The sequence below is a fragment of the Xanthomonas sp. SI genome, assembly GCF_014236855.1.
In the GTDB taxonomy this organism is placed as follows: domain Bacteria; phylum Pseudomonadota; class Gammaproteobacteria; order Xanthomonadales; family Xanthomonadaceae; genus Xanthomonas_A.
In genome coordinates this window covers 2974796-3000650 of record NZ_CP051261.1, presented here as the reverse complement: position 1 = coordinate 3000650, position 25855 = coordinate 2974796, and the positions used below count along the sequence as shown (strand labels likewise).

The following is a 25855-nucleotide window of genomic DNA, read 5'->3' as shown; positions in this document are numbered from 1 at the left end:
GCCCGCCTAGCCGGGCCAGCAGCGGTTCGCATCGATCTCTCCTCGACCATGCCCGCACCCGACTCCAGCAATTCGCGCGTCACCGTCCACGAAAGCACCACCGCCGATCTGTCCGAGCACCGCAGCGATATCTTCTTCGCCGCGGTGGAAACCACGCGGATGCCGATGATCGTCACCGATCCGCGGCAGGCGGACAATCCCATCGTGTTCGTCAACCGCGCGTTCCTGGAAATGACCGGCTACAGCAGCGAAGAGCTGCTCGGCAACAACTGCCGCTTCCTGCAGGGACCGGACACCGATCGCGACACTGTGGATAGCGTGCGCGAGGCGATCGCCGCGCGTAACGAAGTGGCGGTGGAAATCCTCAACTACCGCAAGGACGGTTCCAGTTTCTGGAACGCGCTGTTCATCTCGCCGGTCTACAACGAGCACGGCGAACTGGTCTATTACTTCGGCTCGCAGCTGGACGTCAGCCGCCGCCGCGATACCGAAGACGCGTTGCGCCAAGCGCAGAAGATGGAGGCGCTGGGCCAGCTGACCGGCGGCATCGCGCACGACTTCAACAACCTGCTGCAGGTGATGTCCGGTTACCTGGAACTGATCGAGCATGGCCTGGAACGCGAGCCGCTGGATCCGGCGCGGCTGCGCAAGAGCGTGGAGCGCGCGCGCGACGCGTCCGGCCAGGCCGCGCGGCTGACCCAGCAGCTGCTGGCCTTCGCGCGCAAGCAGAAGCTGGAAGGGCGCGTGCTCAACCTCAACACGTTGGTCGCCGGCATGAGCGACGTGGCCGAGCGCACCTTGGGCGACGGCATCGTGTTCTCGCTGGACCTGGCGCCGGACCTGCGCAACTGCCGGATCGATCCGACCCAGGCCGAAGTGGCGCTGCTGAACATCCTGATCAACGCGCGCGATGCGATGGCCGAGCAGCCCGCACGGCGCCTGGTGATCCAGACCCGCAACGTCTCGATCCGCGCCGACGAACCGACCACCTACGACAATTTGCTGCCCGGCCACTACGTCTGCGTGTCGGTCACCGACAACGGCAGCGGCATGTCCGCGGACGTGCTGGCGCACGTGCTGGATCCGTTCTTCACCACCAAGGACGAGGGCAAGGGCACCGGCCTGGGCCTGTCGATGGTCTACGGCTTCGCCAAGCAGTCCGGCGGCGCGGTGCGGCTGTATTCGGAGGAGGGCCACGGCACCACGGTGCGGCTGTACTTCCCGATCGACGACAACGTCGAGAACCCGGCGCCGCGCGACTCGCGCGCGCGCCGCGCCTCCGACCGGCAGGGCAGCGAGACGATCCTGATCGTGGAGGACCGGCCGGACATCGCCGAACTGGCGCGGCTGTTCCTGGAGGACCAGGGCTACGCCACCCATGTCGTGCACAACGCGCGCGAAGCGCTGGAACTGCTCGACAAGGGCGTGCAAGTGGACCTGCTGTATTCGGACCTGATCATGCCCGGCGGCCTCAACGGGGTGATGCTGGCGCGCGAAGTGCGGCGGCGGCGGCCGAAGATCAAGGTGCTGCTGACCACCGGCTACGCGGAGACCTCGATCGAGCGCACCGACGCCGGCGGCACCGAATTCGACGTGCTGTCCAAGCCCTACAACCGCCAGGAGCTGGTCCGCAAGGTGCGCATCGTGCTGGACGGCCCCACTGGCGTGAGCTGATGCCGACAAGTCGGCCTGCGGCGTGAGCCGACGCCGACAGGTCGGCGCGCCCGTGTCAACGGGTTCCCGGACGGCGCCGGCGCTGCGAAAATGGCGTTTTCCGCAAGGCGGCTTCGGCCGGATGCAATGCACGACACTCAGCTCGCCCAGCAGATCGCCAATACCATCGCCGCCGAGATCGGCGCGCAGCCGGCCCAGGCCCGCGCCGCCATCGCCCTGCTCGACGAAGGCGCCAGCGTTCCGTTCATCGCGCGCTACCGCAAGGAAGTCACCGGCGGCCTCGACGACACCCAGCTGCGCAACCTGGAAACCCGCCTGACCTATCTGCGCGAGCTGGAAGACCGCCGCGCCGCGGTGCTGGCCAGCATCGACGAGCAGGGCAAGCTCAGCGCCGAATTGCGCGCGGAGATCGTCGCCGCCGATACCAAGTCGCGGCTGGAAGATCTGTACCTGCCGTACAAGCCCAAGCGCCGCACCCGCGCGCAGATCGCGCGCGAAGCCGGCCTCGAGCCGCTGGCCGATGGTCTGCTGGCCGATCCGTCGCTGACCCCGGACAGTGTCGCCGCCGGCTTCGTCGATGCCGAGAAGGGCGTGGCCGACGTCAAGGCGGCGCTGGAAGGCGCGCGCGCGATCCTGATGGAGCGCTGGGGCGAGGACGCCGCGCTGGTCGGCGAACTGCGCGGCTGGCTCGCCGACGTCGGTGTGATCCGCGCGCGCGTGGCCGAAGGCAAGGAGCAGGAAGGCGCCAAGTACCGCGACTACTTCGACCACGCCGAGGCGCTGGCCAAGATTCCCTCGCACCGGCTGCTGGCGCTGTTCCGCGCACGCCGCGAGGAAATCGTCTATCTGGAACTGGACCCGGGCAGCGATGCCGAGGCCGGCCACCAGTACGCCGAAGGCCGCGTCGCGGTGCGTGCCGGCATCGCCAACCAGGGCCGTCCCGGCGACCGCTGGCTGCTCGACGCGTGCCGCCTGACCTGGCGCGCCAAGCTGCACATGCACCTGCTGCTGGACCTGTTCAACCAGGCGCGCGAGAAGGCCGAGGCCGAGGCGATCGCGGTGTTCGGCGACAACCTGCAGGACCTGATGCTGGCCGCGCCGGCCGGCGCGCGGGTGACCCTGGGCCTGGATCCGGGCATCCGTACCGGCTGCAAGATCGCGGTGGTCGATGCCACCGGCAAGCTGCTCGCCACCGACACCATCTATCCGCACGAGCCGCGCAAGCAGTGGGACCAGTCGCTGCAAACGCTCCGGCAGTTGTGCGCGCAGCATGGCGTGGAGTTGATCGCGATCGGCAACGGCACCGCCAGCCGTGAGACCGACAAGCTCGCCGCCGACCTGATCAAGCAGAACCCGCAGCTGACGCTGGAGAAGATCGTGGTCAGCGAGGCCGGCGCGTCGGTGTATTCGGCGTCCGAATTCGCGGCCAAGGAATTCCCGCAACTGGACGTGTCGCTGCGCGGCGCGGTGTCGATCGCGCGGCGCCTGCAGGATCCGCTGGCCGAACTGGTCAAGATCGAGCCCAAGGCGATCGGCGTGGGCCAGTACCAGCACGACGTGGACCAGTACCGCCTGGCGCGGGCGCTGGATGCGCGGGTGGAGGACTGCGTCAACGCGGTCGGCGTGCACGTCAACACCGCTTCGGCGGCGCTGCTGTCGCGCGTGTCCGGGCTGTCGGCCAGCGTGGCCGAGAACATCGTCCGCCACCGCGACGACAACGGCCCGTTCAAGCGCCGCAAGGACCTGCTGAAGGTGCCGCGGCTGGGCGACAAGACCTTCGAGCAATGCGCCGGCTTCCTGCGCATCGCCGATGGCGACGAGCCGCTGGACGCCTCGTCGGTGCACCCGGAAGCGTATCCGGTGGTGGAGCGCATCGTCGGCGCCACCGGCAAGCCGATCAAGGCGCTGATCGGCGACGGCGGGTTCCTGCGCGCGCTCAAGCCGGACCAGTTCACCGACGAAAAGTTCGGCGTGCCGACCGTGCGCGACATCCTCAAGGAACTGGAGAAGCCAGGCCGCGATCCACGTCCGGAGTTCAAGGCCGCGCGCTTCGCCGACGGCGTGGAGGACATCAAGGACCTCAAGCCGGGCATGGTGCTCGAAGGCGTGGTCAGCAACGTGGCCGCGTTCGGCGCCTTCGTCGATATCGGCGTGCACCAGGACGGCCTGGTGCACATCTCCGCGTTGTCCGACAGCTACGTCAAGGATCCGCGCGATGTGGTCAAGGCCGGCGATATCGTCAAGGTCAAGGTGCTGGAAGTGGATGTGGCGCGCAAGCGCATCGCGCTGACCCGGCGCCTGGACGATGCGCCTGCACCGGCGTCGGCGCGTAGTGGAGAGCGCGATGGCGGCGCGCGTCCGGCGCCGGGCGCGCCGCGGCGCGAGCGCGATGCGCGCGGCGGCAATGGTGGCAGTGGCAACGGCAAGCCGCGCGCACCGACTGCGCCGCCATTGAACAGCGCCTTGGCCGACGCGTTCGCCCGCGCCAAGCGCAACTAAGCGGCCGCGTGCCGCGGCGGCCGCGGCACGCGTTCGGCGCCGTGGCGCCGCGCCGGCTCAGGCCGGTTCGGCTTGCGCGTTCGGGTCCTGTTCGGTGGCGCTGTGCGGCTGCGCCAGCGAGGCGGCCAGCGCGATCAGTTTGACCGGATCCACCGGCTTGCCCAGATGCGCGTTGAAGCCGGCCTCCAGCGCCAGCGAACGATCCTCGCCGCGCACGTACGCGGTCAGCGCGATCGCCGGAATGCGGCTGACTGCGCCGGCGCCGCGCGCACGCACGCTGCGGATCAGGCTGTGGCCGTCGCGGCGCGGCATGCCCACGTCGCTGACCAGCAGGTCGTACGGACGCTCGCGCAGCAGCGATTCGGCATCGTCGGCGGACACCGCGGCATCGACCACCGCACCGGCTTCCTGCAGAAAACGCTGGGTGACGCCGCGCGAGTCCATGTCGTCGTCGACCACCAGCACGCGCATGCCGTTCAAGCGGATCCCGCCGCGCTGCAACGCGGCGGCGGCGTTCGCCGCGCCGTCGTTGCGTCGCGCCGGATGCAGGCTCTGCGGATCGTTGCGCGGCAGCAGCAGGGTGAAGGTGGCGCCCAGGCCGACGCCTTCGCTGCTCACCGACAGCTGGCCGTGGTGCATTTCGGTCAATTGCTTGGCGATCGCCAGGCCCAGGCCCAGGCCGCCGGCGCTGCGCGTGCTGCTGGCGTCGGCCTGGCGGAAGCGGTCGAACACATGCGGCAGGAACAGCGGATCGATGCCGACGCCGCTGTCGCTGACGCTGATCCGCAGGTGGGTGGCGCTGTTGTCGAGCGTCACCGCGATCTTGCCCGCGCTGGGGGTGAACTTGATCGCATTGCCGATCAGGTTGGTCAGCACCTGCTGCAGGCGCACCGCATCGCCGAGATAGGGCAGGACCGGGGCGTCGCTGCACGGGGTCAGGGCGATGTCGATGCCTTTGCTCTCGGCGCTGGGCCGCGCCGCATCGATCGCTTCGCCGACCAGCGCGCACAGATCCAGTTCGGTGGCTTCCAGCCGCACCTTGCCGGACAGGATGGCGCTCATGTCCAGCAGGTCGTCGATGATCTGCGCCTGCGCATGGGCGCTGCGCTCGATCACTTCCAGGCCCCGGCTCAGGTCCTTTTCGCGTACCGCATCGCCCTGCATCAGCCGCGACCAGCCCAGGATCGCGTTGAGCGGGGTGCGCAGTTCGTGGCTCAGCGTGGCCAGGAATTCGTCCTTCATGCGGCTGGCGCGCTCGGCCTCGCCGCGCGCGCTCTGCTCGGCGGCGAGCAACTGTTGCAGGCGCTGATCGGTTTCGCGGCGTTCGATGATGATGCCGGCCAGGTGCGAGGCCGAGCGCGCCAGGTCCTGCTCGTGCACGGTGGGGTAGTGCACGAACGGGTGGTACAGCGCGACCACGCCCAGCACCTGGCCGTCGCTGGCCAGGATCGGCGTGGAGCAGCAGGCCACGATGTCGGCTTCGGTGGCCGCGACCAGATATTCCTGCCAGTTCGGGTCCACGCGCACGTCGCTGCACAGCACCTGCCGGCGCAGGAACGCGGCGCGCCCGCAACAGCCGCTGCGCTCGCCGATCGGCAGGCGGTGCACCATCTTGCGGAACGCCGCGGGCATGCTCGGCGCGGCGCCTTCCAGCAGGCACTGGCGGTGTTCGTCGACCAGCATGATGGTGCAGCGCAGGCCCGCGTCGCTCTGCGCCTCGATGCCGCGCGCGATCGATTCGAGCACCGCGCCCAGCGGCTTGCCGGTGGTGATCATCTCCAACGCCGCACGCTCGGCGGCGGTGGCGTTCTCGATGCGCTTGCGCTCGGCGATGTCCAGCAGCGAGCCGATGAAGCCGAGGAACTGGCCCGACGAACTGAAGCGCGGCGAGGCGGTATCCACGCACCAGCGGTACTCGCCGTCGTGGCGGCGCAGCCGGTATTCGATGCTGAAGGCGCGGCGATCGGCGGCGGCGCGGGCCAGCGTGCGTCCGACCGCCGCGGCGTCGTCGGGGTGGATCTTCTCCATCCAGCCCGAGCCCATCGCCTCCTGTTCGGTCTGTCCGGTGAACAGGTACCACTGGCGGCTGACGTATTCGCAATCGCCATCGGCGTTGGCCATCCAGATCAGCACCGGCGCGTTGTCGCACAGGTTGCGGAAGCGCAGTTCGCTTTCCTGCAGGCGCTGCTCGACCACACGACGATCGTGGATGTCGGTATTGGTGCCGATCCAGCGCACGATCCGGCCGCCGTCGTCGCGGATCGGAAGCGCGCGGCCCAGGTGCCAGCGATAGCTGCCGTCGTGGCGGCGCAGCGGGTATTCGATTTCGTAGGGCTGGCCGCTGCGCACCGCGTCCGGCCAGGCCTGCATCGCCCGCGCCAGGCCATCCTCGGTATGCACCTTGCGCCAGCTGTCGTAGCTGGCTTCGCCGACCGGCAGGCCGGTGTATTCGTACCAGCGGCGGTTGAAATAGTCGACGTCGCCGTCGGGCGTGGCGGTGAACACGATCTGCGGCATCGCATCGGCCAACTCGCGCAAACGCGCCTCGCTGCGCGCCAGGTCCGATTGCGCGCTGGCGCGCTCCATCGATTCCCAGCAGCGCGCCGCGACCAGCCGCACCAGTTCGATTTCCGCCGAGGTCCAGACCCGCGGCCGCAATTGGTGCACGCCGACCACGGCGACCAGGCGACCGGCCTTGTGCAGGGGCGCGCTCAGCAACGCGCGCATGCCCAGGCGCCGGTAGCCGGCATTGTCGAAGTGCGGCGGCGGCGAATAGGTCTCGCTGTCCTGCACCACCCATGGCCGGTTCTCGCGCATGCATTCCAGCAGGTCGCTGCCGAAGTCGCTGAGGCGCGAGCGCCCGGTCAGATGCGCGGTGCCGTCGGCATAGTCGGCGCGTACGTCGAAGGTATCTTCGTCGGCATCGACGATCGCGTACGCGCAGCGGTTCGCCTGCAGGTGCCGGCCGAGCAGCGCGGCGCCGGTCTCGCAGATGGCCTCGGCGCTGTCGAGGTTCTGCAGCGCATCCTCGAGCATCAACAGGAAGCTGTCGTGGGCCTGCGCGCGCGTCTGCTCGGTGCGGTCGATGCCGTGGACCAGCACCCCGGTGACCTTGCCTTCGGCGTCGCGCATCGGCTGATACACGCATTCCAGCGTGGTTTCCGAGACGGTTTCATGCGGTGTGCGGCGCAGGTTGAAGGTCATCGACTCGCCGGTGAAGGGCAGGCCGCTGGCGCGCACGTTGTCGAGCAGGCGGATGAAGCCCTGCTGCTGGATCTCCGGGATCGCCTCGGCCAGCGGCTTGCCGACCACCTCGCGCGGCCCGACCAGTTGCTGGTAGCGGCGGTTGACGCTTTCGACCACATAGTCCGGGCCGCGCAGGATCGCCAGCGCCGCCGGCGACTGCTCGAACGCATCGGCCATCTGCGTGCGCTGCGCATCCAGCGCCTTCAGCAACGCGTCGCGCTCGCGTTCCAGCTTGATCCGGGCGGTGTCCTCGGTGCACACGCACAGCACGCCGCCGATGCCGCCGTGGTCGTCGAACAGCGGGCTGTAGGAAAAGGTGAAATACACCTCTTCGCTGTAGCCGTTGCGCATCATCACGAATGGGACGTGCTCGTTCCAGGTCGACTCGCCGGTGGCCATCACCTGTTCGGCCTGCGCACCCACCGCCGGCCACACGTCGGGCCACACCTCGGCCGCCGCGCGCCCGAAGGCGAAGGGATGGCGCATCCCCAGGATCGGGATATAGGCGTCGTTGTAGAGATTGATCATCCGCGTGCCCCAGCGGATCACCATCGGGAAGCGCGAGCTCAGGCAGATCGACAGTGCCGAACGCAGACTCTGCGGCCATTCCTGCATCGGTCCCAGCTCATGGCTGGACCAATCGATGGCGCATAGCAAGTCTCCCGTGACGCTGTTGGCAGGTAGCCAGACAGGAGGGGGCGATCGGTTGTGAGCGTTGATGGCGAAATCCCTCGAATCGATCCCTGCGGGGCAGGCTCCCGATCCGGGATTCTCAAGGGCGAGCGGTCATTTTCGCGTGAGCATCGCCCAGCGCCTTGATCAGCTGTTCCGACAGATAGGGCTTGGTCAGCACCACTCCGGCGGCGAAACCGGCAGGAAGCGATTCGGCCGCGACGCCGGTGGCCAGCACATACGGGATCGCACGCTCGGTCAGCATCCGCGCGACCGCCTCGCTGGTCTCGCCGGCGGCCAGGCGGAAATCGAGCACCGCCCGATCCGGCCGCTCCTGGTCGATCAGCACAAGCGCTTCCCGCACCGATTCCGCCGGGCCGATCACGTCGGCGCCGGCTTGGGCAAGCTGCAATTCCAGCAGCGTGGCGTTCATTTCGTCGTTCTCGACCACCAGGATACGCAGGCCCCGCAATGCCGACATCGCTTGCTCGTTAAGGTTTGGGAACGGAAATTATAGCGGCAGCCGCGCTGACCCTGGTTGGATCGCGATCCCAACGAAGATGAAGGATTTACCCCTGTCGCAGCCGGTTGCGGTCGGCTATACTGCGCGGCCGCGCCGAAGTGGCGGAATCGGTAGACGCAGCGGACTCAAAATCCGCCGCCCTTAAAAGCGTGTGGGTTCGAGTCCCACCTTCGGCACCAGGACCTACGGCAGCTTCGGCTGCCGTTTGTTTTTTGCGCGATCGGGTTTGGGACTCCGCACCGGCATGCCGCCGCGCCGCGGTGTCTGGCCGGGAGGATCGCATCTGCACCGAAGCCGGCGTCGATCGCCTGTGCTTGCTGGAGGCGGGCAGGGCATCCCTTTGCTTCCCATCGATGCTTGCCTGCCCGGAACTGGAAGTAATGACCTGTCCCGGTCCACGCTGCGGCGCGGACGAACTGGTGCGGGAAGCCGATAGCGACTTCGCCTTCCTTGGCTATCTATCTATAGGTGATGTGCGATTCGGCCTTTCGCGCTCGGCGCGACTGTCTGGCCCGCACAACGACAGTGGCCAGCTTTCGGCAATCGAATGCGATCGAACGCGATTGCGTCGATGCGATGGATGCAGACGATCGGCGCGTGCGACCGCCGAGCGCCGAATTCGCCTGCGCTGCGTTGTTAAAAAAACTTCAAAAAACGCTTGCGCAGGCAGGGCGCCATCGCTAATATTCCGCTCCTCGCAGCACACGTGGGGCCATAGCTCAGCTGGGAGAGCGCTTGCATGGCATGCAAGAGGTCGCCGGTTCGATCCCGGCTGGCTCCACCAACTTTTTCGGGCACTAGGCCTGTCCGCAGAAGCTACATCGTTATCAGCGTCCCCATCGTCTAGAGGCCTAGGACATCACCCTTTCACGGTGGCGACCGGGGTTCGAATCCCCGTGGGGACGCCATTTTATTTGCAAGAAACCTGAAGTCCGGCACTGCCGGACTTTTTTTGTGCGGGGTTTGTACATGCCGGCAAAATCGAGTAAGATTCCGCTTCTGCCAGTACACGTGGGGCCATAGCTCAGCTGGGAGAGCGCTTGCATGGCATGCAAGAGGTCGCCGGTTCGATCCCGGCTGGCTCCACCAACTTTTTCGGGCACTAGGCCTGTCCGCAAAAGCTACATCGTTATCAGCGTCCCCATCGTCTAGAGGCCTAGGACATCACCCTTTCACGGTGGCGACCGGGGTTCGAATCCCCGTGGGGACGCCATCTACAAGAAGACACCCGGCATTGCCGGGTGTTTTTTTGTCTGCGTTTCGCGCGGCGCTTCGCATCTGGTCCGCAGCTTTGTCGCTTACCGCTGCGCGGTTCAGCGCAGCAGCTTGCGGATCTGCAGGATGGCCTGCGGGGTTTCCTGCACGCTGTGCCCGGAGGTGATCACGGTTTCCGACGCTGCGCCATCCAGGTGCGCGCTCCAGTAGGGCACGAAGCCGTCGTCCGATTGCGCCAGCGGCACGCGCGGAACGCGGCGGGCGATGATCGAGTGATAGGTCACCTGCCGCGCGATCTTCAGCTCCGCTGCGGCCTCGACGAAAGCGTCGTGGTCGTTGAGATTGTCCATGCTGGTCGGCAGCTTGCCGACCAGGCCGGTGCCGGTAATGTCCTGGAATTGGTCGAGAATGCGCGCGGGCAGGCCGATCAGGCCGCCCACCAGGCTGCCGAGCATGCCGGTGGCATGCGGGGTTCCGCGATGCGGCGAGGCCAGGAAGATCGCCTCGGAGACTTCCGGCATCGGTTCGAAGTGCAGCATCGGCGACAGCTTGTCGCGCAGCGTCTGCATCGCCTGCGGCGCGAGCGTCGCGTTGCCGAACAGGCGCTGCCAGAGACGGTCGCCGTCGCTGGAGGACACCATCAAGCGCGCCAGCACGCCGCCCATGCTGTGCCCGACCAGCACCATGTCGTGCGCCGAGGCGCTGCGCCGTTGCGGATCGAAATGGTCCAACGCCTGCTCCAGTCCCTTGCGGATCTGCAGATGGTTGTAGGCGATCGGCAGGTTGGTCGGGTAGTAGACCAGCCAGATCTGATAGCGGGCGCGCAGGTGTTCGTCGCCCAGCAGTTCGTTGGCCAGGTTCACCCAGGCCTCGGGACTGCTGGCCAGGCCGTGCAGCAGCACCAGCACCCGGCGGTTGGGATCGTAGGGCTGGGTCAGGAAGATGTGCGGCCGGTCGATGCCATGGGCCATGCCGAACAGCGTGCGCAGCGATTGCTCGGCGAAACCCGAGCGCGCCATCCACACCCCATAGCCTGCGCTGAAGTCGCCGGCCAACGGTACCGTGTAGCCGCCTAGCGTGGCACGTGCGCTCAGGTAGGGATCGTAGGCTTCCACCCGCACCGCGCGGCTGGCCAGCACCTTGGCCAGCGTGTCGCCATCGAAGCGCAGAAGCACGGTCAGGCTCGGTGTAGGCATTGCGCTGTAGGCCGGGCTTGTCGCGTCCGACTCGCTCGCCTCGTTCTGCAGCGACGTCGCGTTCGGCAGCATCGCGACCATCTCCGAGCCGAACCCGTCGCGCCGGTACACGCTGCGCAGCCCGGTGAAGCGCAGGCCGCTGGCCGGCAACATCGCATCCGGCATCGGCATGTCCTGCAAGGCGCCCAATTGGCTCACGTCCAGCGCGATCTTCCAGCCGGGCAGGGCCGACAGTTCGGCCGCGCTGTCGGCCTGCTGGCCCTGTTGCTGGAAGCGCACGAACAGCGCCGACACCGCTTGTTGCACCGCGTAGTTGTAGTAGTCGCGCACCTGGGTCTGGCGATCTTCGAAGGCGCGCTCGCTGGGTGCGCGCTCGCTGAAGAACAGGTAGGCGTAGGCATAGCGCGCCGTCTCCAGCCAGGCGCTCAATGCGGCGTCGCTGCGCGGCTGGCGCTTGGCCAATTGCAGCGAGGCCTGCAGCCACAGTTCGGCGACGGTCGCCAGCTTGCGTTCCTGGGCCACGCCATCGTTGTCGAGCAGCTGCTTTGCGCAGCGCCGGGTATGGGCGCTGCAGGCGCTTTCGTCCAGGCCGAGCACGGTGAGCGTTTCGATCGCAGCGGTGCTGAGGTGGCCGCTGCCGAGCGGGTCGCCGCGCTTGGCCTGGATGTATTCGGCCGCGCTCACCGGTTTCAGCGTGACAGTGGAGCAGCCGCCAGCGCCCAGCGCCAGGCACAGCATGGCGATCAAGCGCAACGCCAGGCGGCGTCCGCGCTGGCCGATCACGCCGCCGCCTCCGCCGCCTCCGCCGTGTGCGCCTCGCTGCGGCCGTTGCGCAACGAGAACAGCAGGTCGTACAGCACCGGGATCACGCCCAGCGTGACAAGCGTGCCCAGCGCCAGGCCGCCGATCATGGTGATGGCCATGCCGGTCCACAGCGGGCCGGCGAACAGCATCAGCGGGACCAGGCCGACGATGCAGGTCAGTTTGGTCATCACGATCGGGCGCAGGCGCTTGACCGCCGCGGCGATCACCGCGTCGTGCCGGTCCAGGCCGTCCGCCAGTTCGGCATCGATGCGCTCCAGCAACAGCACCGCGTTGTTGACGATGATGCCGGCCAGCGCGAGCAGGCCGAAGGTGGCCATGAAGCCGAACGGGTAGCCGGTGACGAGCAACGCCAGCGCTGCGCCGATCAGCACGAACGGAACGCTGGCGACGACGATGAACAGCTTGCGGAACGAGTTGAATTGCCAGATGAACAACAGCAGGATCGCGCCCAGCGCATGCGGCATGTACTGCAGCAAGGCCTGGTTGGCCTCGGCCGAATCCTCCAGTTCCCCGCCCATCTCGATGCGGTAGCCCGGCGGCAGGCGCAGCGCGGCGACCTTGCCGGCCAGCGCGGTCACCACTTCGTCGGTGGTCATGTTCGGGTTGTGCCCGGTGACGGTGATGGCGCGGCTCAGGTTGCGGCGCTGGATCGCCGACGGCTCCGACGACAGAGCGATCTCGGCGATCGCCGACAACGGCACGGCGGTGCCGCCGGACGCAGGATAGAGCAGGGTGCTGCCCGGATCGCTGGCCGCGGCGCGTTCGTCGGCGCCGCCGCGCAGCACGATCGGCACGTTGACGCTGTCGTCGCGGATCAGCGAGGCGCCGATGCCGCTGTAGCGCAGTTGCAGGGCCTGGGCGATGTCGTCGCTACTGACCCCGGCGCGTCGCGCCTTGACTTGATCGACGCGGACGTCGTAGCGGGGAATGCGGATCTCCCAGTCGTCGCTGACATCGATGGTGCCGGGCAGCTGGCGCAACGCCTGCGCGATCCCGGCGGCGATGCAGCGCAACTGGGTTTCGTCCGACCCGACCACCCGGTAGATCGCCACGCCGGATTCGGTCGAGCCCATCGAGAAGCGCTTGGGCTCGGCGCGCACGGCGGGATAGCTCTGGCGGATATGTTGGCGAACGCGGGCGATGAGTGCGTCGAGGTCGGTGCCGGGGCGCACGCTGACGGTGAAGTAGGCGATGTTGGCGGCGGCCTGCGGCGGATTCAGGCCCAGCACGATGCGCGGTCCGCCGTCGGCCACGTAGCCGATGCTGTCCACGATCTCGGGATTGCGCTTGCGATCGGCCAGCCAGGCGCTGATCGATTGCACGGTGCGCAGGGTCTGGCGCGAATCGCTGCCCGGCTGCAGGGTCACCGGCATCTGGAACTGCAGGCGGTCGGACTTGGGCAGGAAGCTGTAGGGAATCGAGCCCAGGATGGTGGCCGCCCCCGCCAACAGCAGCAGCATGCTGCCCAGGAACAGCGCCTTGTGCCCGAGCAGGGTTTCGATGATGCGCCGGTAGCCGCGGTACAGCCTGGAATCGTAGTGGTCGGCATTTTCGCCAGCGTCGGCATGCGTGGTGCGGTGCGCCCGCGCGAAGTACATGCACAACAGCGGGGTCACGGTGACGCTGAGCAGCCACGAGCCGAGCAGGGTCACCGCCAGCACGATCGCCAGCGAACGCATGTACTCGTTGGTGCTGGTCTGGCCGAAGAAGAACGGCGAGAACGCGAGCACGATGACCAGCGAGGAGGTCAGCAACGGCAGCGCCAGCGTGCGCCCTGCGGCTTCGCAGGCTTGCCTCCGTTCTTCGCCGGCGGCCAGGCGGCGCTCGATGTCTTCGGCGATGACGATGCCGTTGTCCACCAGCAGCCCCAGCGCCAGGATGATCGCGGCGATCGACACCGTCTGCAGTTCCACGCTCAGCGCCCGCATCGCGATCAGCGTGCCGAGGATGGTCAGCGGCACGATCGCGCCGACGATCAGGCCGGTGCGCCAGCCCAGGAACAGCATCACCACCGCCATCACGATGAGCACGGTCTCGCCCATGACGTGGTGCATCTTGCCCATTTCGCGTTCCACCACGTCGGCCTGGAACGTGACCACGTGCTGCGAAAAGCCGACCGGCAGCATCCGCGCGGTCTCGCCGAGCTTCTGCCGCAGCGCCTGGCCGACTTGCGCGATGTTGTAGCCGGGCGCCATCGACACCGCCACCACCACCGCCGGCTGGCCCTGGTAGATCGCGGCGCTGTCCGGCGGATCGGCCGGCATCAGCTCGATGCGCGCCAGCTGCGACAGCGGGATCTGGCGCGCGCCATCGGCACCGGAAACCGAGATCAGCGTGTCGCGCAGTTCGTCCAGGGTGCGGATCTCGCCGGACGTGGTGACGGTCATCGCCAGCCCGGACGCGGCGATCTGGCCGCCGCTGGCGACCACGTTCTGGGTGCGCAGCTGTTGCGCGACCGCGCTGGGCGTCAGCCCGGCCTCGCTCAGCCGGGTCCGCTCGAAGGCGACGTAGATGCGGTCCTCGCGCAGCCCGTGGAAGCTGACGCGTTCCACCCCGGGCACGGTGTACAGCTGCTCGCGCATCTGCCGCAGCGGCGCGCGCATCTCGCTGGTGGCGAAGCCCGGCGCGGTCACCGCGATCGAGGCGATCGCGACGCGGCCGAAATCGTCGTCGACGAACGGCCCCTGCGTGCCCGGCGGCAGTTCGGCGCTGGCATCGGCCGCCTTGGTGCGCACCCGCTGCCACAGCGCGGGCAGGTCGTCGACGTCGTCGCGGGCGGTGAGCTGCACGATTGCGCTGCCCGGCCGCACCGTGGTGACGATCTTCTTGATGCCGGTCAGTTCGCGCAGGTGCTCTTCGAGCGGGCGCGCGATCATGTTCTCGACGCGCTCGCTGGGCATGCCCGGAAACGCGACCTGCACCACCGCATCGCGCACGGTGACGCTGGGTTCTTCCTGCGACGGAAAACCCAGGAAGGTGACGATGCCGCCGATCAGGATCAGCGCGGCGGTGAACAGCGCGAAGCGGCTGGAAGCGAGGGTGGCGCGGGTCAGGTTCATGGCGAGGCGGTGCCGGTCAGGCGCGTAGCGGGATGGAAGGGGACGACGGTCTGTCCGTCGCTGAGGAAGGCCGCGCCGGCGGCGACGATGCGTTCGCCGGCGCGCAGTCCCTGGCGCACCTGCACGCGGTCGCCTTCGGCATTCCCGGTCACGATCTGGCGCCGGCGCACGCTGGCGTTGCTGTCCTGGTAGACGAACACCATCGGCTTGCCGTTGGCCATGCTCGGCACCAATGCGCTGAGCGGGACGCTCAATGGCCGTGTCGCGTCGTGGGGCAGGGCCAGCAGCAGGTTCTCGCCGCTGCGCAAGCCGGCGGCGTCGTCCGCGGTACTTTCGAACAGCGCCTGCACGGTGGCGCCGCCGTCCAGGCGATCGGACACACTGCGCAGCCGCAACGGCAGCGCCTGCTCGGGTACGCCGGCCCGATACGCCGTCGCCGCCTGGCCGGGATTCAGCGACGCTGCCAGCGCCGACGGCAGCGCGACCGTCACCTGTGCACGCCCGCGGCCTTCCAGCTGCAGCACCGGCTGGCCCGCTGCCACGTTGGCGTCGGGCTGCTGCAGCCGAGCCACCACGCTGCCGCCGAACGGCGCACGCAGCTCGGCCTGGCGCAGGCCGCGACGCGCCAGCGCCAGGTCCGACTGCGCGCTGCGCAGGCGTGCCTGTGCGCTGGCGAAGGCGGCCTTGGCGGCGGTCAAGGTGGTGGCCGATGCAGCGCCGTCCTCGAACATAGCCTGCTGCTGGGCCAGTTGAGTCTGTTGCTGTTGCAGGTCGGCGGCGGCGATGTGGACGTTGGCTTCGGCCTGCTCGGCACGCAAGCGCTTCGGTTCCGGATCCAGCCGCGCCAGGATCTGGCCCTGGCGCACGCTGTCGCCGACATCCACCTCGACCGAGGCGATGCGGCCGCCGCCTTCGAAGCCGAGTTCGGCGCGCTGCGCCTGGCGCACCTGGGCCACGAGGCGATCGTTGGTGCCGTCGGTGCTGCCGACGGCCTCCAGCTTCACCGCACGCGGCGCTTCCGCAGTCGGCGTCGCGTCGCGGCTGCAGGCGGTCAACGACACTGCTGCCAGCGGCACGCAGACGCAGAGGAACATCGCAAGACTCGGTTTCATGGGCATTCTATGTGGCGGGTCAGAAGGTGTAGGTCACGGCGCCGATGGCGCTGGCGAAGGCGCGGCGCTGCACGATCGGGCTGCCGTCGGCGTTGTCCACATAGCGCGTGCCGGCGACGGTCAGCGAGGTGCTCCAGTGCCTGGACAGCGCATGGTCCCAGTTGGCGGCGACCGAATAGGCGTACAGCCCGGAGCCGGTGCGGTAGGCGGCAAACCCGCTGCGTGCGCTCTGCGCATCGGTGACCCCGAAATAGGCCTGGTTGTAGCGGCGATCGCCCCAGTGCGCGTCCAGGTTCATGGTCAGCGTGTCGCGGTCGTTCTGCAGCAGGGTGAACTTGGCGCCGGCGCGATAGTTGTTGCGGCGCGCACCGTCCTTCAAGGCGAACTCGGCTTCGGCGTCCAGCATCAGATACGAGGTGAACTGCTGCGCGATCATGCTGCGGCTGGTGATCGACCCGGGCACGTCGCCCATGCCGGCCAGGGTCCTGGAACCCGGGCGCCAGCTGCTGTTGCGGTCCAGTCGGCCCAGGTCGTAGCCGAACGACTGGCTGACGTAGAAGCCGCCATCGCTCTGGAATTGCGCGCCGAGGCCACGCACGCTGTCGAAGAACAGCAGGCCGCTCTGGGCCGCGAGCACGGGGGTGAATTGCACGCGGTCGTCCCTGGAGCCGAAGTAGCGCGGCGCCGCCACTGCGGCGGCGCCGATGCTGAGTTCGGTCTGGTGGCCGAACAGGCGGAAGCCGGAGGCGTCCGCATCGGCGGCGTTGGCCACCAGCGGCGATACGGCGCAGGCCAGGAGCGGGAGCAAGGCGATGGTTTTCATGAGCGGTCTCTTCGACGTGGGGGATCAGGAGGCGTGCAGCAGTTGCACGCCATAGAAAGCGCGGAACAGCGCGATGCGGTTGAGGATCAGCTCCTGGCGGGCCTGCAGGTGATCCAGTGCGGCCTGCTCGGCGGCGATGCGTTCGCCGAGCAGGGCGGGGCGATCCTGCAGGCCCTGCGCGACGCGCCGGTCCATGCGTTGGATGCGTTGCCGTTCGCGTTCACTGTTGGCCCGCTCGCGCTGTTCGCGTTGCAGCAGGGCCGGGCCGGCGTCGAGCGCATCGGCTACCTCGCGGAACGCGGATTCGATCGCCTTCTCGTAGTCGGCGACGCCGGCCTGCTTGCGCAGCTGTGCGATGTCCAGGTTGGCGCGGTTGCGGCCGAAGTCGAAGATCGGCATGGTCAGTTGCGGAACGAAACTCCAGGTGCGGCTGCCGGCGGCGAACAGGCCGCTGAGCACGTCGCTGGCGGTTCCCAGCGAGGTGCTGAGCTTGATCGACGGGAAGAACGCGGCACGCGCGGCGCCGATGTCGGCATTGCGCGCGCGCAACTCGGCTTCGGCCTGCTGGATGTCCGGACGCTGCAGCAACACCGCCGAGTCCAGATCGCGCAGCGCCATACTGCCTGCATCGGCCGGCAGCAACTCTTCGATAGCGCCGGTGCTGGCTGGCGCATCGTAGCCGGCGACCAGTTGTAGCGCGCGGCGCGCGGCGGCATGGTCGCTGGCCGCCTGCAGGGCACGGACCCGGGCCTGGTCGGTCTGATGGCGCTGGCGATCGAGCGCGTCGGTGGAGATCAGCCCGACATCGTGCTGGTCGTCGGCGAATGCCAACAGCGCGCCGCTGTCGTCGGCGATGGCCTGGAAACGCGCCTGCGCCTGGGCGGCGGCGCGTTCCAGCGTATAGGTACGCAGCACCTCGGCGACCAGTGCGCCACGCGCGGCCTGCTGGCCGGCGCTTGATGCAAGGTAGCGCTGCTGCGCGGCAGCGGACAAGGAGGCCAGCTTGCCGAACAGATCAAACTCGAAATCGTCGATGCCGACCGCTGCGGTGACCAGCTTCTGCCCGTAGCGCTCCTGCTGCCGCGGATCGTCGTAGCTCTGCCGGGCCTGCTGCGCATCGATGCCGATCTGCGGCAACTGCTGTGCGCGCTCGATCCGGTACTGCGCGCGGGCCTGCTGCACTTGCAGGACGGTGTTGCGGAAATCCGGATTGTGCGCCAGCGCCTGCTGCAGCAGCGGCGCGAGGTCGTGGTCCGGCGAGAATGCACGCAGGAACCGCTGTTCCTGCTCGGACAGCGCTATCGAGGAAGCCGTGTTCGCCTGCGGCAGCGGCGGCGCCGCTGCGCCGCCCAGCGTGCTCGGCACGGTGGCCTGCGGGCGCTCGTAGACCGGCGCCAGCGAGCAGCCGCCGAGCAGCACCGCCAGCGCGGCGACAAGGAGGCGAGGGCGGTACGGACGCTTGCCTGCGGACGATACAATCATGGGGGTCAGTCGGGGGTGGCCAATCTCGAGTGATAGAGTCGGCCGGCAAGTTCAAGCTGGCTTTTAGGAATCTTCAAGATTTCGTCAAGACGCGCGACAAGGGCGGCACAGGGCATGAGTTCCAAGAAGATTCTTGTCGTCGAGGACGACGCCGACAGCGCCAGCATCCTCGAGGCCTATCTGCGCCGCGACGGATTCGACGTCGCCATCGCCAGCGACGGCGCGCGCGCGATCCAGCTGCACGCGCAGTGGAAACCGGACCTGGTGCTGCTGGACGTGATGCTGCCCAAGCTGAGCGGGACCGAGGTGCTGTCGACGATCCGCCGCAGCAGCGACACGCCGGTGATCATGGTGACCGCGATGGGTGACGAGCCGGAAAAGCTCGGCGCGCTGCGCTACGGTGCCGACGACTACGTGGTCAAACCCTACAGCCCGAAGGAAGTGGTCGCGCGCGTGTACGCGGTGCTGCGCCGCGCCGGGCCGGCCAGGGCGAGCGAGGAGCCGCTGAAGTACGAGCGGCTCACCGTCGACACCAACGCGGTGATGGCCACGGTGCAGGACGCCGACGGCAACGACGTGCCGCTGGATCTGACCCCGACCGAATTCAACATCCTGGCCACCTTGCTGAAGACGCCGTTCAAGGCCTATACGCGCAGCGAGCTGCTGGAAATCTGCCTGCCGGAAAGCGACGCGCTGGAGCGGGTGGTGGACGCCCACGTGCACAACCTGCGCAAGAAACTGGAAGGCGAGCGCATCACCGATGTGCTGGTGACGGTGCGCGCGATCGGCTACCGCTTCCGATGAAATGGCAGTGGCCATTCGCGCGGCGTCACGCGCACGCGCCGCTGTGGCAATGGGTTGGCCTGCGCATGAGTGCGTTGGCGGTGTTCACGGTGCTGGTGATCGCATTCGGCATGTGGCTGCGTTTTGCGATCTGGGATATTGCGACCCTGTACAAGCTGCCGCCGGCGGCGCGACAGGAGATGCTGGCGCTGCGCGAGGACCCGCACAGCAATGCACAGCGCCTGTGGCAACTGTTCGAGCGCTATTACGACGTCGCCGATTTCCTGCCGGGATTGGCCAATCGCGACTGGTTGCTGCTGGCGGCCTTGTTGATTGCCTCGATCCCGGTCATCGTCGTGTGCGGACTGCTCGCGTCGCGGCCGTTGTCGCGCCAGTTCTCCAATGTGGCGGAGGCGGCCCGGCGCATCAGCGATGGCGACTTTTCCGCGCGCGCCAAGGTAATCCCTTCCGCGCCGGACGAACTGGCCAGCTTCGCGATGGACTTCAACAGCATGACCGCGCAGCTGCAGCAATACGAGCGCGAGGTGCGCGATTCCAGCGCGATGCTGGCGCACGAACTGCGCACGCCGTTGAACGCGGCGATGGGCCGGGTGCAGGGCATGCTGGACCAGGTGTTCCCGTGCAGCGACGAGCAACTGCAGATGGTCCATCGGCAACTGGAACAGATCAATCGCCTGGTCGGCGACCTGCATTTGTTGTCGATGGCGCGCGCCAATCAGCTGATGCTGGAGCCGCACACCTTCCCGATCGACGCGCTGATCCGCGAGCGCCTGGCCTGGCTGGCGCAGCCGCTGCAGGCTGCGCAGATGGAGGTGGAATTGCGCGTGCCGGGCGGCGTGTCGATCAGCGCCGACCGCGACCGTCTCGGCCAGGTGCTGTCGGTGCTGATCGACAACGCGTTGCGCTATGCCGCGGCCGGCAAACGCCTGCTGATCGAAGTGAGCACCGGGGCCAGCGAGGTGCTGATCTGCGTCAGCGATCGCGGACCGGGCGTGGCGCCCGAACTGTTGTCGCGGATGGTCGATCGCTTCTGGCGCGCCGAGGACTCGCGTGCCCGGCACTCGGGCGGCAGCGGCCTGGGCCTGTCCATCGCCGCGGCGATCTGCCATGCCCATGGCGGCGCGCTGGAGTTCGGCAACCGCGAGGGCGGCGGCTTGTGCGCGCGGGTGCGGTTGCCGCGGGGGGCATGAATCGGACTCGGCAGCCCCGGACACTGCGGTCGAAAGACCGTTCCAGAGCTACACTTGCCCACCCACCCTAACGCTGTTAGATTTCGCCAACTAACAGCGTTATGGTAGGCATGCGCAAGCCCCTCGGGCGCGAACAGATCGTCCACGCGGCCTTCCAGCTCCTGGACGCAGCCGGCATCGAAGGCGTGAGCCTGCGCAAGGTGGCCTGCCAGTTGGGCATCCGCGCGCCGTCGCTGTATTGGCACTTCAAGAGCAAGCAGGCTTTGGTCGATGCCATGGCCGATGCCTTGATCGAACAGGTCGCCCGCGACATTCCTGCCGATCAACCGTGGCGGGCGACCCTGCTGCAGATCGCACATGAGCTCCGATCCGGTTTCAAGGCGCACCGCGACGGCGCGCGCGTCTATGCGGGCACCTACATCGCGAGCGAGAACGTGCTGCGCCTGGGCGAAGCGATGATCAAGGCATTGGCCGAGGCCGGCGCACCGGTCGGCTTCGCCGCCACTGCGGCGATGGATCTGGCCTATTACGTCATGGGCTTCGTCATCGAGGAACAGGCAATGCCCGACTATCGCCAGCTCGAGGACGTGGGCAAGGCGTTCCTGGCCCTGTCCCAGGCGCGTTTTCCCTACTGCTGGCAGGCCAGGCATCTGATGACCGAGCCGGATTTCGATCGGCGCTTCGAGCAGGGCCTGGGATTGATGCTGGACGGCATCGAGCACTGGCTGGCCCAGGCCGACGCGCAACGCGACCAGCAAGGGGCCCTACCTGCCCAGGCGCGGACCGCCGCTGCGCCATGACCGCCATCGCGTCCCGCTTTCCCTCCCGCCAGCCATCGCCAGCGTCCACTCTTCCAGCGCCCGTTCACTGCGGGCTACAGGCGTCCTCCATGCGTATCCACATCCTGCGTTGTTCTTCCCTGATCCTGATCGGCGCGCTGCTGTCGGCCTGCGGCGGCGCGGACAAGACACCCGATGAGGCGGGCACCGCGTCCGCGCTTGCGGTCACCGTGGCGGCCGCGCAGACGCAGACGCTGGCACGCACGGTGGTCGTGTCCGGCCCGGTCGCGGCCTACGAGGAAATGCAGCTCGGGGTCGAACTGTCGGGCCAGCGGGTGACGGCGTTGAAGGTGGACGTGGGTGAATGGGTCAAGCAGGACCAGGTGTTGCTGGAACTGGACCACCGCACCCTGGACAGCGAACTGGCGCAGGCGGACGCCGCGCTGCACCAGGCGCAGACCGCGCAGGAGCTGGCGCGGCTCAACTACGAGCGCGGCGCGAAACTGGCGGCCGAGCGGCTGGTCAGCGCCAGCAGTCTGGACGAATTGCGCGCCACGCGCGTGGACGCCGAGGCGCAGACCGCCACCGCCCGCGCCAGGCGCCAGGCGGCGCAGCTGCAGCGCGACTTCGCGCAACTGCGCGCGCCCGCCGACGGCGTGATCTCCAAGCGCCTGGTGCAGGCGGGGCAGGTGGTCGCGGCGGGCAACGAACTGCTGCGCTTGATTCGCGATGGCCGGCTGGAATGGCGCGCGGAACTGTCCGAGGCGCAGCTTGCCGGCGTGGCCGTCGGCAACAGCGTCGAACTGCCGTATGCCGGGCAGACCATCGCCGGCCGCATCCGCGCGGTCAGCCCCGGCGTCGATGCGCAGACGCGCACCGGCACGATCTATGCCGATCTGCCCGCGCCCGGCCCGCTCAAGCAGGGCATCTACGTGGAAGGACGCATCGTCACCGGCGATGGCCGGGCGCTGACCATCCCCAGCGCCGCGATCGTGCAGCGCGACGGGCACAGCTACGTGTTCACCGTGGATGCCAAGCAGCACGCGCAGCGCCGGCGCGTGCGCAGCGGCCAGACCGTGCAGGGGCGTACCGAGATCCTGGAAGGATTGAAGGAGGGCGACCGGGTGGTGGTGGACGGCGCCGGTTTCCTGGGCGAGGGCGACCGCGTGCGCGTGGTGGCCGCTGCGAAGGCGGCTGCGCGATGAATATCTCCGCCTGGGCGATCAATCGCCCGCTGCCCGCGATCCTGATCTTCTTCGTGCTGTGCGTGGCCGGCCTGTGGGGCTTCCACCAATTGCCGGTGGCGCGCTTCCCGGACATCGCCTTCCCGATGACCACGGTCACGGTCACCCAGCCGGGCGCCTCGCCCAGCCAGCTGGAGGCCGAGGTCACGCGCAAGATCGAGGATTCCGTGGCCACCGTGACCAACGTCAAGCGGGTGATGTCCACCGTCAGCGAAGGCGTCAGCACCACCACCATCGAATTCCAGCTCGAGGCCGACCTGGCCACCGCACTGGACGACACGCGCGATGCGGTGACGCGCATCCGCACCGACCTGCCGCAAGACATCCAGGAACCGGTGATCTCCAAGGTCGACATCGGCGGCTCGCTGATGACCTACGCATTGGTGGCGCCGCGGATGACGCCCGACGAAGCCAGTTGGTTCGTCGATCGCGAGATCTCGCGCGCCATGTACGGGGTACCGGGCGTGGCCCGGGTCACCCGCGTGGGCGGCGTGCAGCGCCAGGTGCGCGTGGACCTGGATCCCAACGCCTTGCTCGCCTTCGGCATCACTGCCGGCGACGTGTCCAAGCAGCTGGCGCAGATCCAGGTGGAGCGGGCAGGCGGCAAGGCCGAACTCGGCGGTGCGCAGCAGACCATCCGCACCCTGGGCACCGTGGCCGACGCGCAGGCTCTGCGCGATTTCTCGATCAGCCTGCCCGACGGGCGCGCGGCGCGCTTGTCCACGCTGGCGCGGATCACCGACGCCGCCGCCGATCCCGCCGAAGCCGCCTTGCTGGACGGGCGCGACGTGGTCGCCTTCTCGATGTCGCGCACCCGCGGCTCCAGCGAGATCAAGGTGGAGGCGGGCGTGCACAAGGCGCTGGACGAGATCAAGGCCGCGCATCCGGGAATCGATTTCCGCCTGGTCACCACCGCCATCGACGAGACCCACCGCTCCTACGAATCGTCGATGACCATGCTCTACGAGGGCGCCGCGCTGGCGCTGCTGGTGGTGTGGCTGTTCCTGCGCAACTGGCGCGCGACCTGGGTCTCCGCGCTGGCGCTGCCGCTGTCGATCATTCCCACCTTCGCGGTGATGCACCTGTTCGGTTTCACCCTGAACATGATCACCTTGCTGGCGCTGTCGGTGGTGGTCGGCATCCTGGTCGACGACGCCATCGTGGAAATCGAAAACATCGTGCGCCATCTGCGCATGGGCAAGCCGCCGCTGGAAGCGGCGCGCGACGCCGCCGGCGAGATCGGCAACGCGGTGATCGCCACCTCGCTGACCCTGGCCGCGGTGTTCGTGCCGGTCGCGTTCATGCCCGGCATCGCCGGCAAGTTCTTTCGCGAATTCGGCTGGACCGCGGCCACCGCGGTGCTGTTCTCGCTGCTGGTGGCGCGCCTGCTGACGCCGATGATGGCCGCCTACCTGCTCAAGCCGCACGGCGAAGAACAGGTCGATTCGCGGCTGATGCGCTGGTACCTGGGCTGGGTCGACGCGGCGCTGCGCCATCGCGCGCGCACCTTGTGGATCGCCACCGGCCTGTTCGCCGCCTCGCTGGCGCTGGTGCCGCTGATCCCGGCGACCTTCATCCCGCAATCGGACCTGGGCCGCAGCAACTTGAACCTGGAATTGCCGCCCGGCACCCGGCTGCAGGAAACCGTCGCCGTGACCGAGCGCGCGCGCGCCTTGCTCAAGGACATTCCCGAACTCAAGCAGGTCTACACCGCGGTCGGCAGCGTGCTCGACCTCGGCGATCCGAACGCCACCGGCGTGGGCGAGGCGCGCAAGGCCACGCTGGTGCTGGACTGGGGCGTCGCCGACCACCGCGAGCGCGACCAGCGCGTGCTCGAGCGCGATGCGCGCGCGCGCCTGGCCGACATGCCCGGCGTGCGCGTGAGCTACGTGAGTTCGGAACCGGGCAACCTGTTGCAGCTGGTCCTGGCCGGCGACGACCCGCAGCACCTGCAGGACGCCGCCACCGCGCTGGAGCGCGACCTGCGCGGCATCGCCGGACTGGGCAGCGTCACCTCCACCGCGTCGCTGCTGCGGCCGGAGATCCAGATCGTCCCCGATCCCGCGCGGGCCGCGGACATGGGCGTAGCCACGGCCACCATCGCCGAGGCCGCGCGCATCGCCACCGCCGGCGACTACGAGCAGCGCCTGGCCAAGCTCAATCTGCCCGACCGCCAGGTCCCGATCCGGGTCGGCTTCGCCGAATCCACCCTCGCCAATCCGGCGCTGATCGGCCAGTTGCGCGTGCCGGGCCGCTACGGGCCGGTGCCGCTGGCCGCGGTGGCGGAGATCCGCATGGGCAGCGGCCCGTCGCAGATCTCGCGCTACCAGCGCCAGCGCAACGTCACCCTCACTGCCGAGCTCAACGGCCGGCCGCTGGGCGAGGTGATGGACCAGGTGCAGCAGCTGCCCAGCGTGAAGCAGTTGCCGCCGGGGGTGAGCTTCCTCAACACCGGCGACGCCGAAGTGTTCGTGGAGCTGTTCGTCGGCTTCATGCTGGCGATGGCCGCCGGCTTGGTCTGCATCTACATGGTGCTGTTGCTGCTGTTCAACCATGCGCTGATGCCGATCACCATTCTGGTGGCGGTGCCGCTGTGCGCCGGCGGCGCGTTCGGGGCCTTGCTGCTGACCCAGAACATGCTCTCGCTGCCGGCGCTGATCGGCTTGCTGATGCTGATCGGCATCGCCACCAAGAACTCGATCCTGCTGGTGGACTACGCGGTGATGGCCGAGGACGAGCACGGCATGAGCCAGCACGACGCGCTGATCGACGCCTGCCGCAAGCGCGCCCAGCCCATCGTCATGACCACGCTGGCGATGGGCGCGGGCATGATGCCGATCGCGCTGGGCTTCTCCGGCGATTCCAGCTTCCGCGCGCCGATGGCGATCGCGGTGATCGGCGGCCTGATCACGTCCACGCTGCTGAGCCTGATCGTGATCCCGGCCGCGTTCACCCTGGTCGATGACCTGGGCGAGTGGATGTCGCGGCGCTTCCGCCGCCGGTCGTCGCATTCGGCGGCCGGTTGAGCGCGGCGGCCCAGGTGCGCGCTACGTGCTCTCGTGTTCGCGTGGCCGCACAACGTCGGTGCGCGAAGCGGACTTCAACGGCGCCCCGATCGAAGCGGATTTGGCGGTAAAGTTGTGCCTGGCCGATGCAAGCGGCCAACCTGGATTTCCACGACCGGACAAACGCATTGACTGCAAAGCGCCCAGCCGGCCCAGCCGGCCCGACCGGCACGACCCCTTCACAGTGGCAGGCGATCGAGCGAGCCGCGGAAGAGGAACTGCAGCGCCGCACGCGCGAGGCGCATGCGGCGATCCTCGCATTGCTTCAGCGCCATGCCCAGGATTTCAGCCCGCGGCAGATTGCAGGGCTTCAGCGACGCTTGCGCAAAGGGCGTTGAGCGGCAGGAGCGGGCGCACGCATCGATTGGCGCGGAAGCATCGCGCCATGGAGGGATCGTCGGGTCGAAGCGGTGCATCTCGGGCCTGCACCGCCGCCGTGACCCTTTG

Annotated in this window: 15 protein-coding genes and 5 tRNA genes; 12 read left to right on the top strand and 8 right to left on the bottom strand. The window is 68.4% G+C overall.

The features are described from left to right. The first annotated feature begins 48 nt into the window (after positions 1 to 48). Both HEP75_RS12490 and HEP75_RS12485 read left to right on the top strand, forming a co-directional pair. The gene (locus tag HEP75_RS12490) at positions 49 to 1674 is read left to right on the top strand and encodes a hybrid sensor histidine kinase/response regulator (protein WP_185816345.1); all 1626 of its coding nucleotides are present in this window, start codon (positions 49 to 51) and stop codon (positions 1672 to 1674) included. A gap of 126 nt (positions 1675 to 1800) precedes the next feature. Then, on the top strand, positions 1801 to 4173 hold the full coding sequence (locus HEP75_RS12485) for a Tex family protein (protein WP_185823745.1): 2373 nt from the start codon (positions 1801 to 1803) through the stop codon (positions 4171 to 4173). 57 nt (positions 4174 to 4230) lie between these two features. Here the strand turns inward: HEP75_RS12485 and HEP75_RS12480 are convergent, their stop codons facing one another. Further along, positions 4231 to 8034 (bottom strand): PAS domain-containing protein, encoded by a 3804-nt coding sequence (locus tag HEP75_RS12480; RefSeq protein WP_255423847.1) that lies wholly within the window; start codon positions 8032 to 8034, stop codon positions 4231 to 4233. A 157-nt stretch (positions 8035 to 8191) separates the two neighbouring features. Continuing rightward, positions 8192 to 8572 carry a response regulator gene (locus HEP75_RS12475; RefSeq protein WP_185816347.1) on the bottom strand — a complete coding sequence of 127 codons (381 nt, stop codon included), beginning with the start codon at positions 8570 to 8572 and terminating at the stop codon, positions 8192 to 8194. 134 nt (positions 8573 to 8706) lie between these two features. Between HEP75_RS12475 and HEP75_RS12470 the strand changes: the two genes are divergently transcribed. The 5 genes from HEP75_RS12470 to HEP75_RS12450 all read left to right on the top strand — a co-directional run bounded on the left by HEP75_RS12470 (position 8707) and on the right by HEP75_RS12450 (position 9827). Continuing rightward, positions 8707 to 8793 (top strand) — tRNA-Leu (locus HEP75_RS12470). A 529-nt stretch (positions 8794 to 9322) separates the two neighbouring features. Next, a tRNA-Ala gene (locus tag HEP75_RS12465) sits at positions 9323 to 9398 on the top strand. Between the two features lie 48 nt (positions 9399 to 9446). After that, positions 9447 to 9522 (top strand) — tRNA-Glu (locus HEP75_RS12460). Between the two features lie 105 nt (positions 9523 to 9627). Continuing rightward, positions 9628 to 9703: transfer RNA gene (locus HEP75_RS12455), tRNA-Ala, on the top strand. Between the two features lie 48 nt (positions 9704 to 9751). Beyond that, positions 9752 to 9827, top strand: a tRNA-Glu gene (locus HEP75_RS12450). A gap of 100 nt (positions 9828 to 9927) precedes the next feature. Here HEP75_RS12450 and HEP75_RS12445 read toward each other — a convergent pair. Genes HEP75_RS12445 through HEP75_RS12425 form a run of 5 tightly spaced genes read right to left on the bottom strand, consistent with a single transcriptional unit; the run spans position 9928 to position 18326 of the window. Continuing rightward, entirely contained in the window at positions 9928 to 11808 is a 1881-nt protein-coding gene (locus HEP75_RS12445; RefSeq protein ID WP_345776764.1) for an alpha/beta fold hydrolase, read from the bottom strand. After that, positions 11805 to 14909 carry an efflux RND transporter permease subunit gene (locus HEP75_RS12440; RefSeq protein ID WP_185823743.1) on the bottom strand — a complete coding sequence of 1035 codons (3105 nt, stop codon included), beginning with the start codon at positions 14907 to 14909 and terminating at the stop codon, positions 11805 to 11807. Before HEP75_RS12440 ends, HEP75_RS12445 begins: the two co-directional genes overlap by 4 nt. Next, on the bottom strand, positions 14906 to 16021 hold the full coding sequence (locus HEP75_RS12435) for an efflux RND transporter periplasmic adaptor subunit (RefSeq protein ID WP_255423846.1): 1116 nt from the start codon (positions 16019 to 16021) through the stop codon (positions 14906 to 14908). Before HEP75_RS12435 ends, HEP75_RS12440 begins: the two co-directional genes overlap by 4 nt. Before the next feature lie 19 nt (positions 16022 to 16040). Then, on the bottom strand, positions 16041 to 16844 hold the full coding sequence (locus HEP75_RS12430; protein WP_185823741.1) for a MipA/OmpV family protein: 804 nt from the start codon (positions 16842 to 16844) through the stop codon (positions 16041 to 16043). A gap of 24 nt (positions 16845 to 16868) precedes the next feature. Next, complete coding sequence (locus tag HEP75_RS12425; RefSeq protein ID WP_185823740.1) at positions 16869 to 18326, bottom strand: efflux transporter outer membrane subunit; 1458 nt, start codon at positions 18324 to 18326, stop codon at positions 16869 to 16871. A 114-nt stretch (positions 18327 to 18440) separates the two neighbouring features. Between HEP75_RS12425 and HEP75_RS12420 the strand changes: the two genes are divergently transcribed. From HEP75_RS12420 to HEP75_RS12400, 5 genes are all read left to right on the top strand, one after another. Continuing rightward, entirely contained in the window at positions 18441 to 19130 is a 690-nt protein-coding gene (locus HEP75_RS12420; protein ID WP_185823739.1) for a response regulator, read from the top strand. Continuing rightward, entirely contained in the window at positions 19127 to 20320 is a 1194-nt protein-coding gene (locus HEP75_RS12415; protein ID WP_185823738.1) for an ATP-binding protein, read from the top strand. The genes HEP75_RS12420 and HEP75_RS12415 overlap by 4 nt, the downstream gene beginning before the upstream one ends. 110 nt (positions 20321 to 20430) lie before the next feature. Continuing rightward, complete coding sequence (locus HEP75_RS12410; RefSeq protein ID WP_185823737.1) at positions 20431 to 21120, top strand: TetR/AcrR family transcriptional regulator C-terminal domain-containing protein; 690 nt, start codon at positions 20431 to 20433, stop codon at positions 21118 to 21120. An 89-nt stretch (positions 21121 to 21209) separates the two neighbouring features. Next, positions 21210 to 22304, top strand: a complete 1095-nt coding sequence (locus tag HEP75_RS12405; protein ID WP_185823736.1) for an efflux RND transporter periplasmic adaptor subunit — start codon at positions 21210 to 21212, stop codon at positions 22302 to 22304. Continuing rightward, the gene (locus HEP75_RS12400; RefSeq protein ID WP_185823735.1) at positions 22301 to 25369 is read left to right on the top strand and encodes an efflux RND transporter permease subunit; all 3069 of its coding nucleotides are present in this window, start codon (positions 22301 to 22303) and stop codon (positions 25367 to 25369) included. The genes HEP75_RS12405 and HEP75_RS12400 overlap by 4 nt, the downstream gene beginning before the upstream one ends. A gap of 218 nt (positions 25370 to 25587) precedes the next feature. On the opposite strand, the gene HEP75_RS12395 is transcribed toward HEP75_RS12400, so the two are convergent. Beyond that, positions 25588 to 25824, bottom strand: a complete 237-nt coding sequence (locus HEP75_RS12395; RefSeq protein WP_185823734.1) for a hypothetical protein — start codon at positions 25822 to 25824, stop codon at positions 25588 to 25590. Positions 25825 to 25855 lie beyond the last annotated feature (31 nt).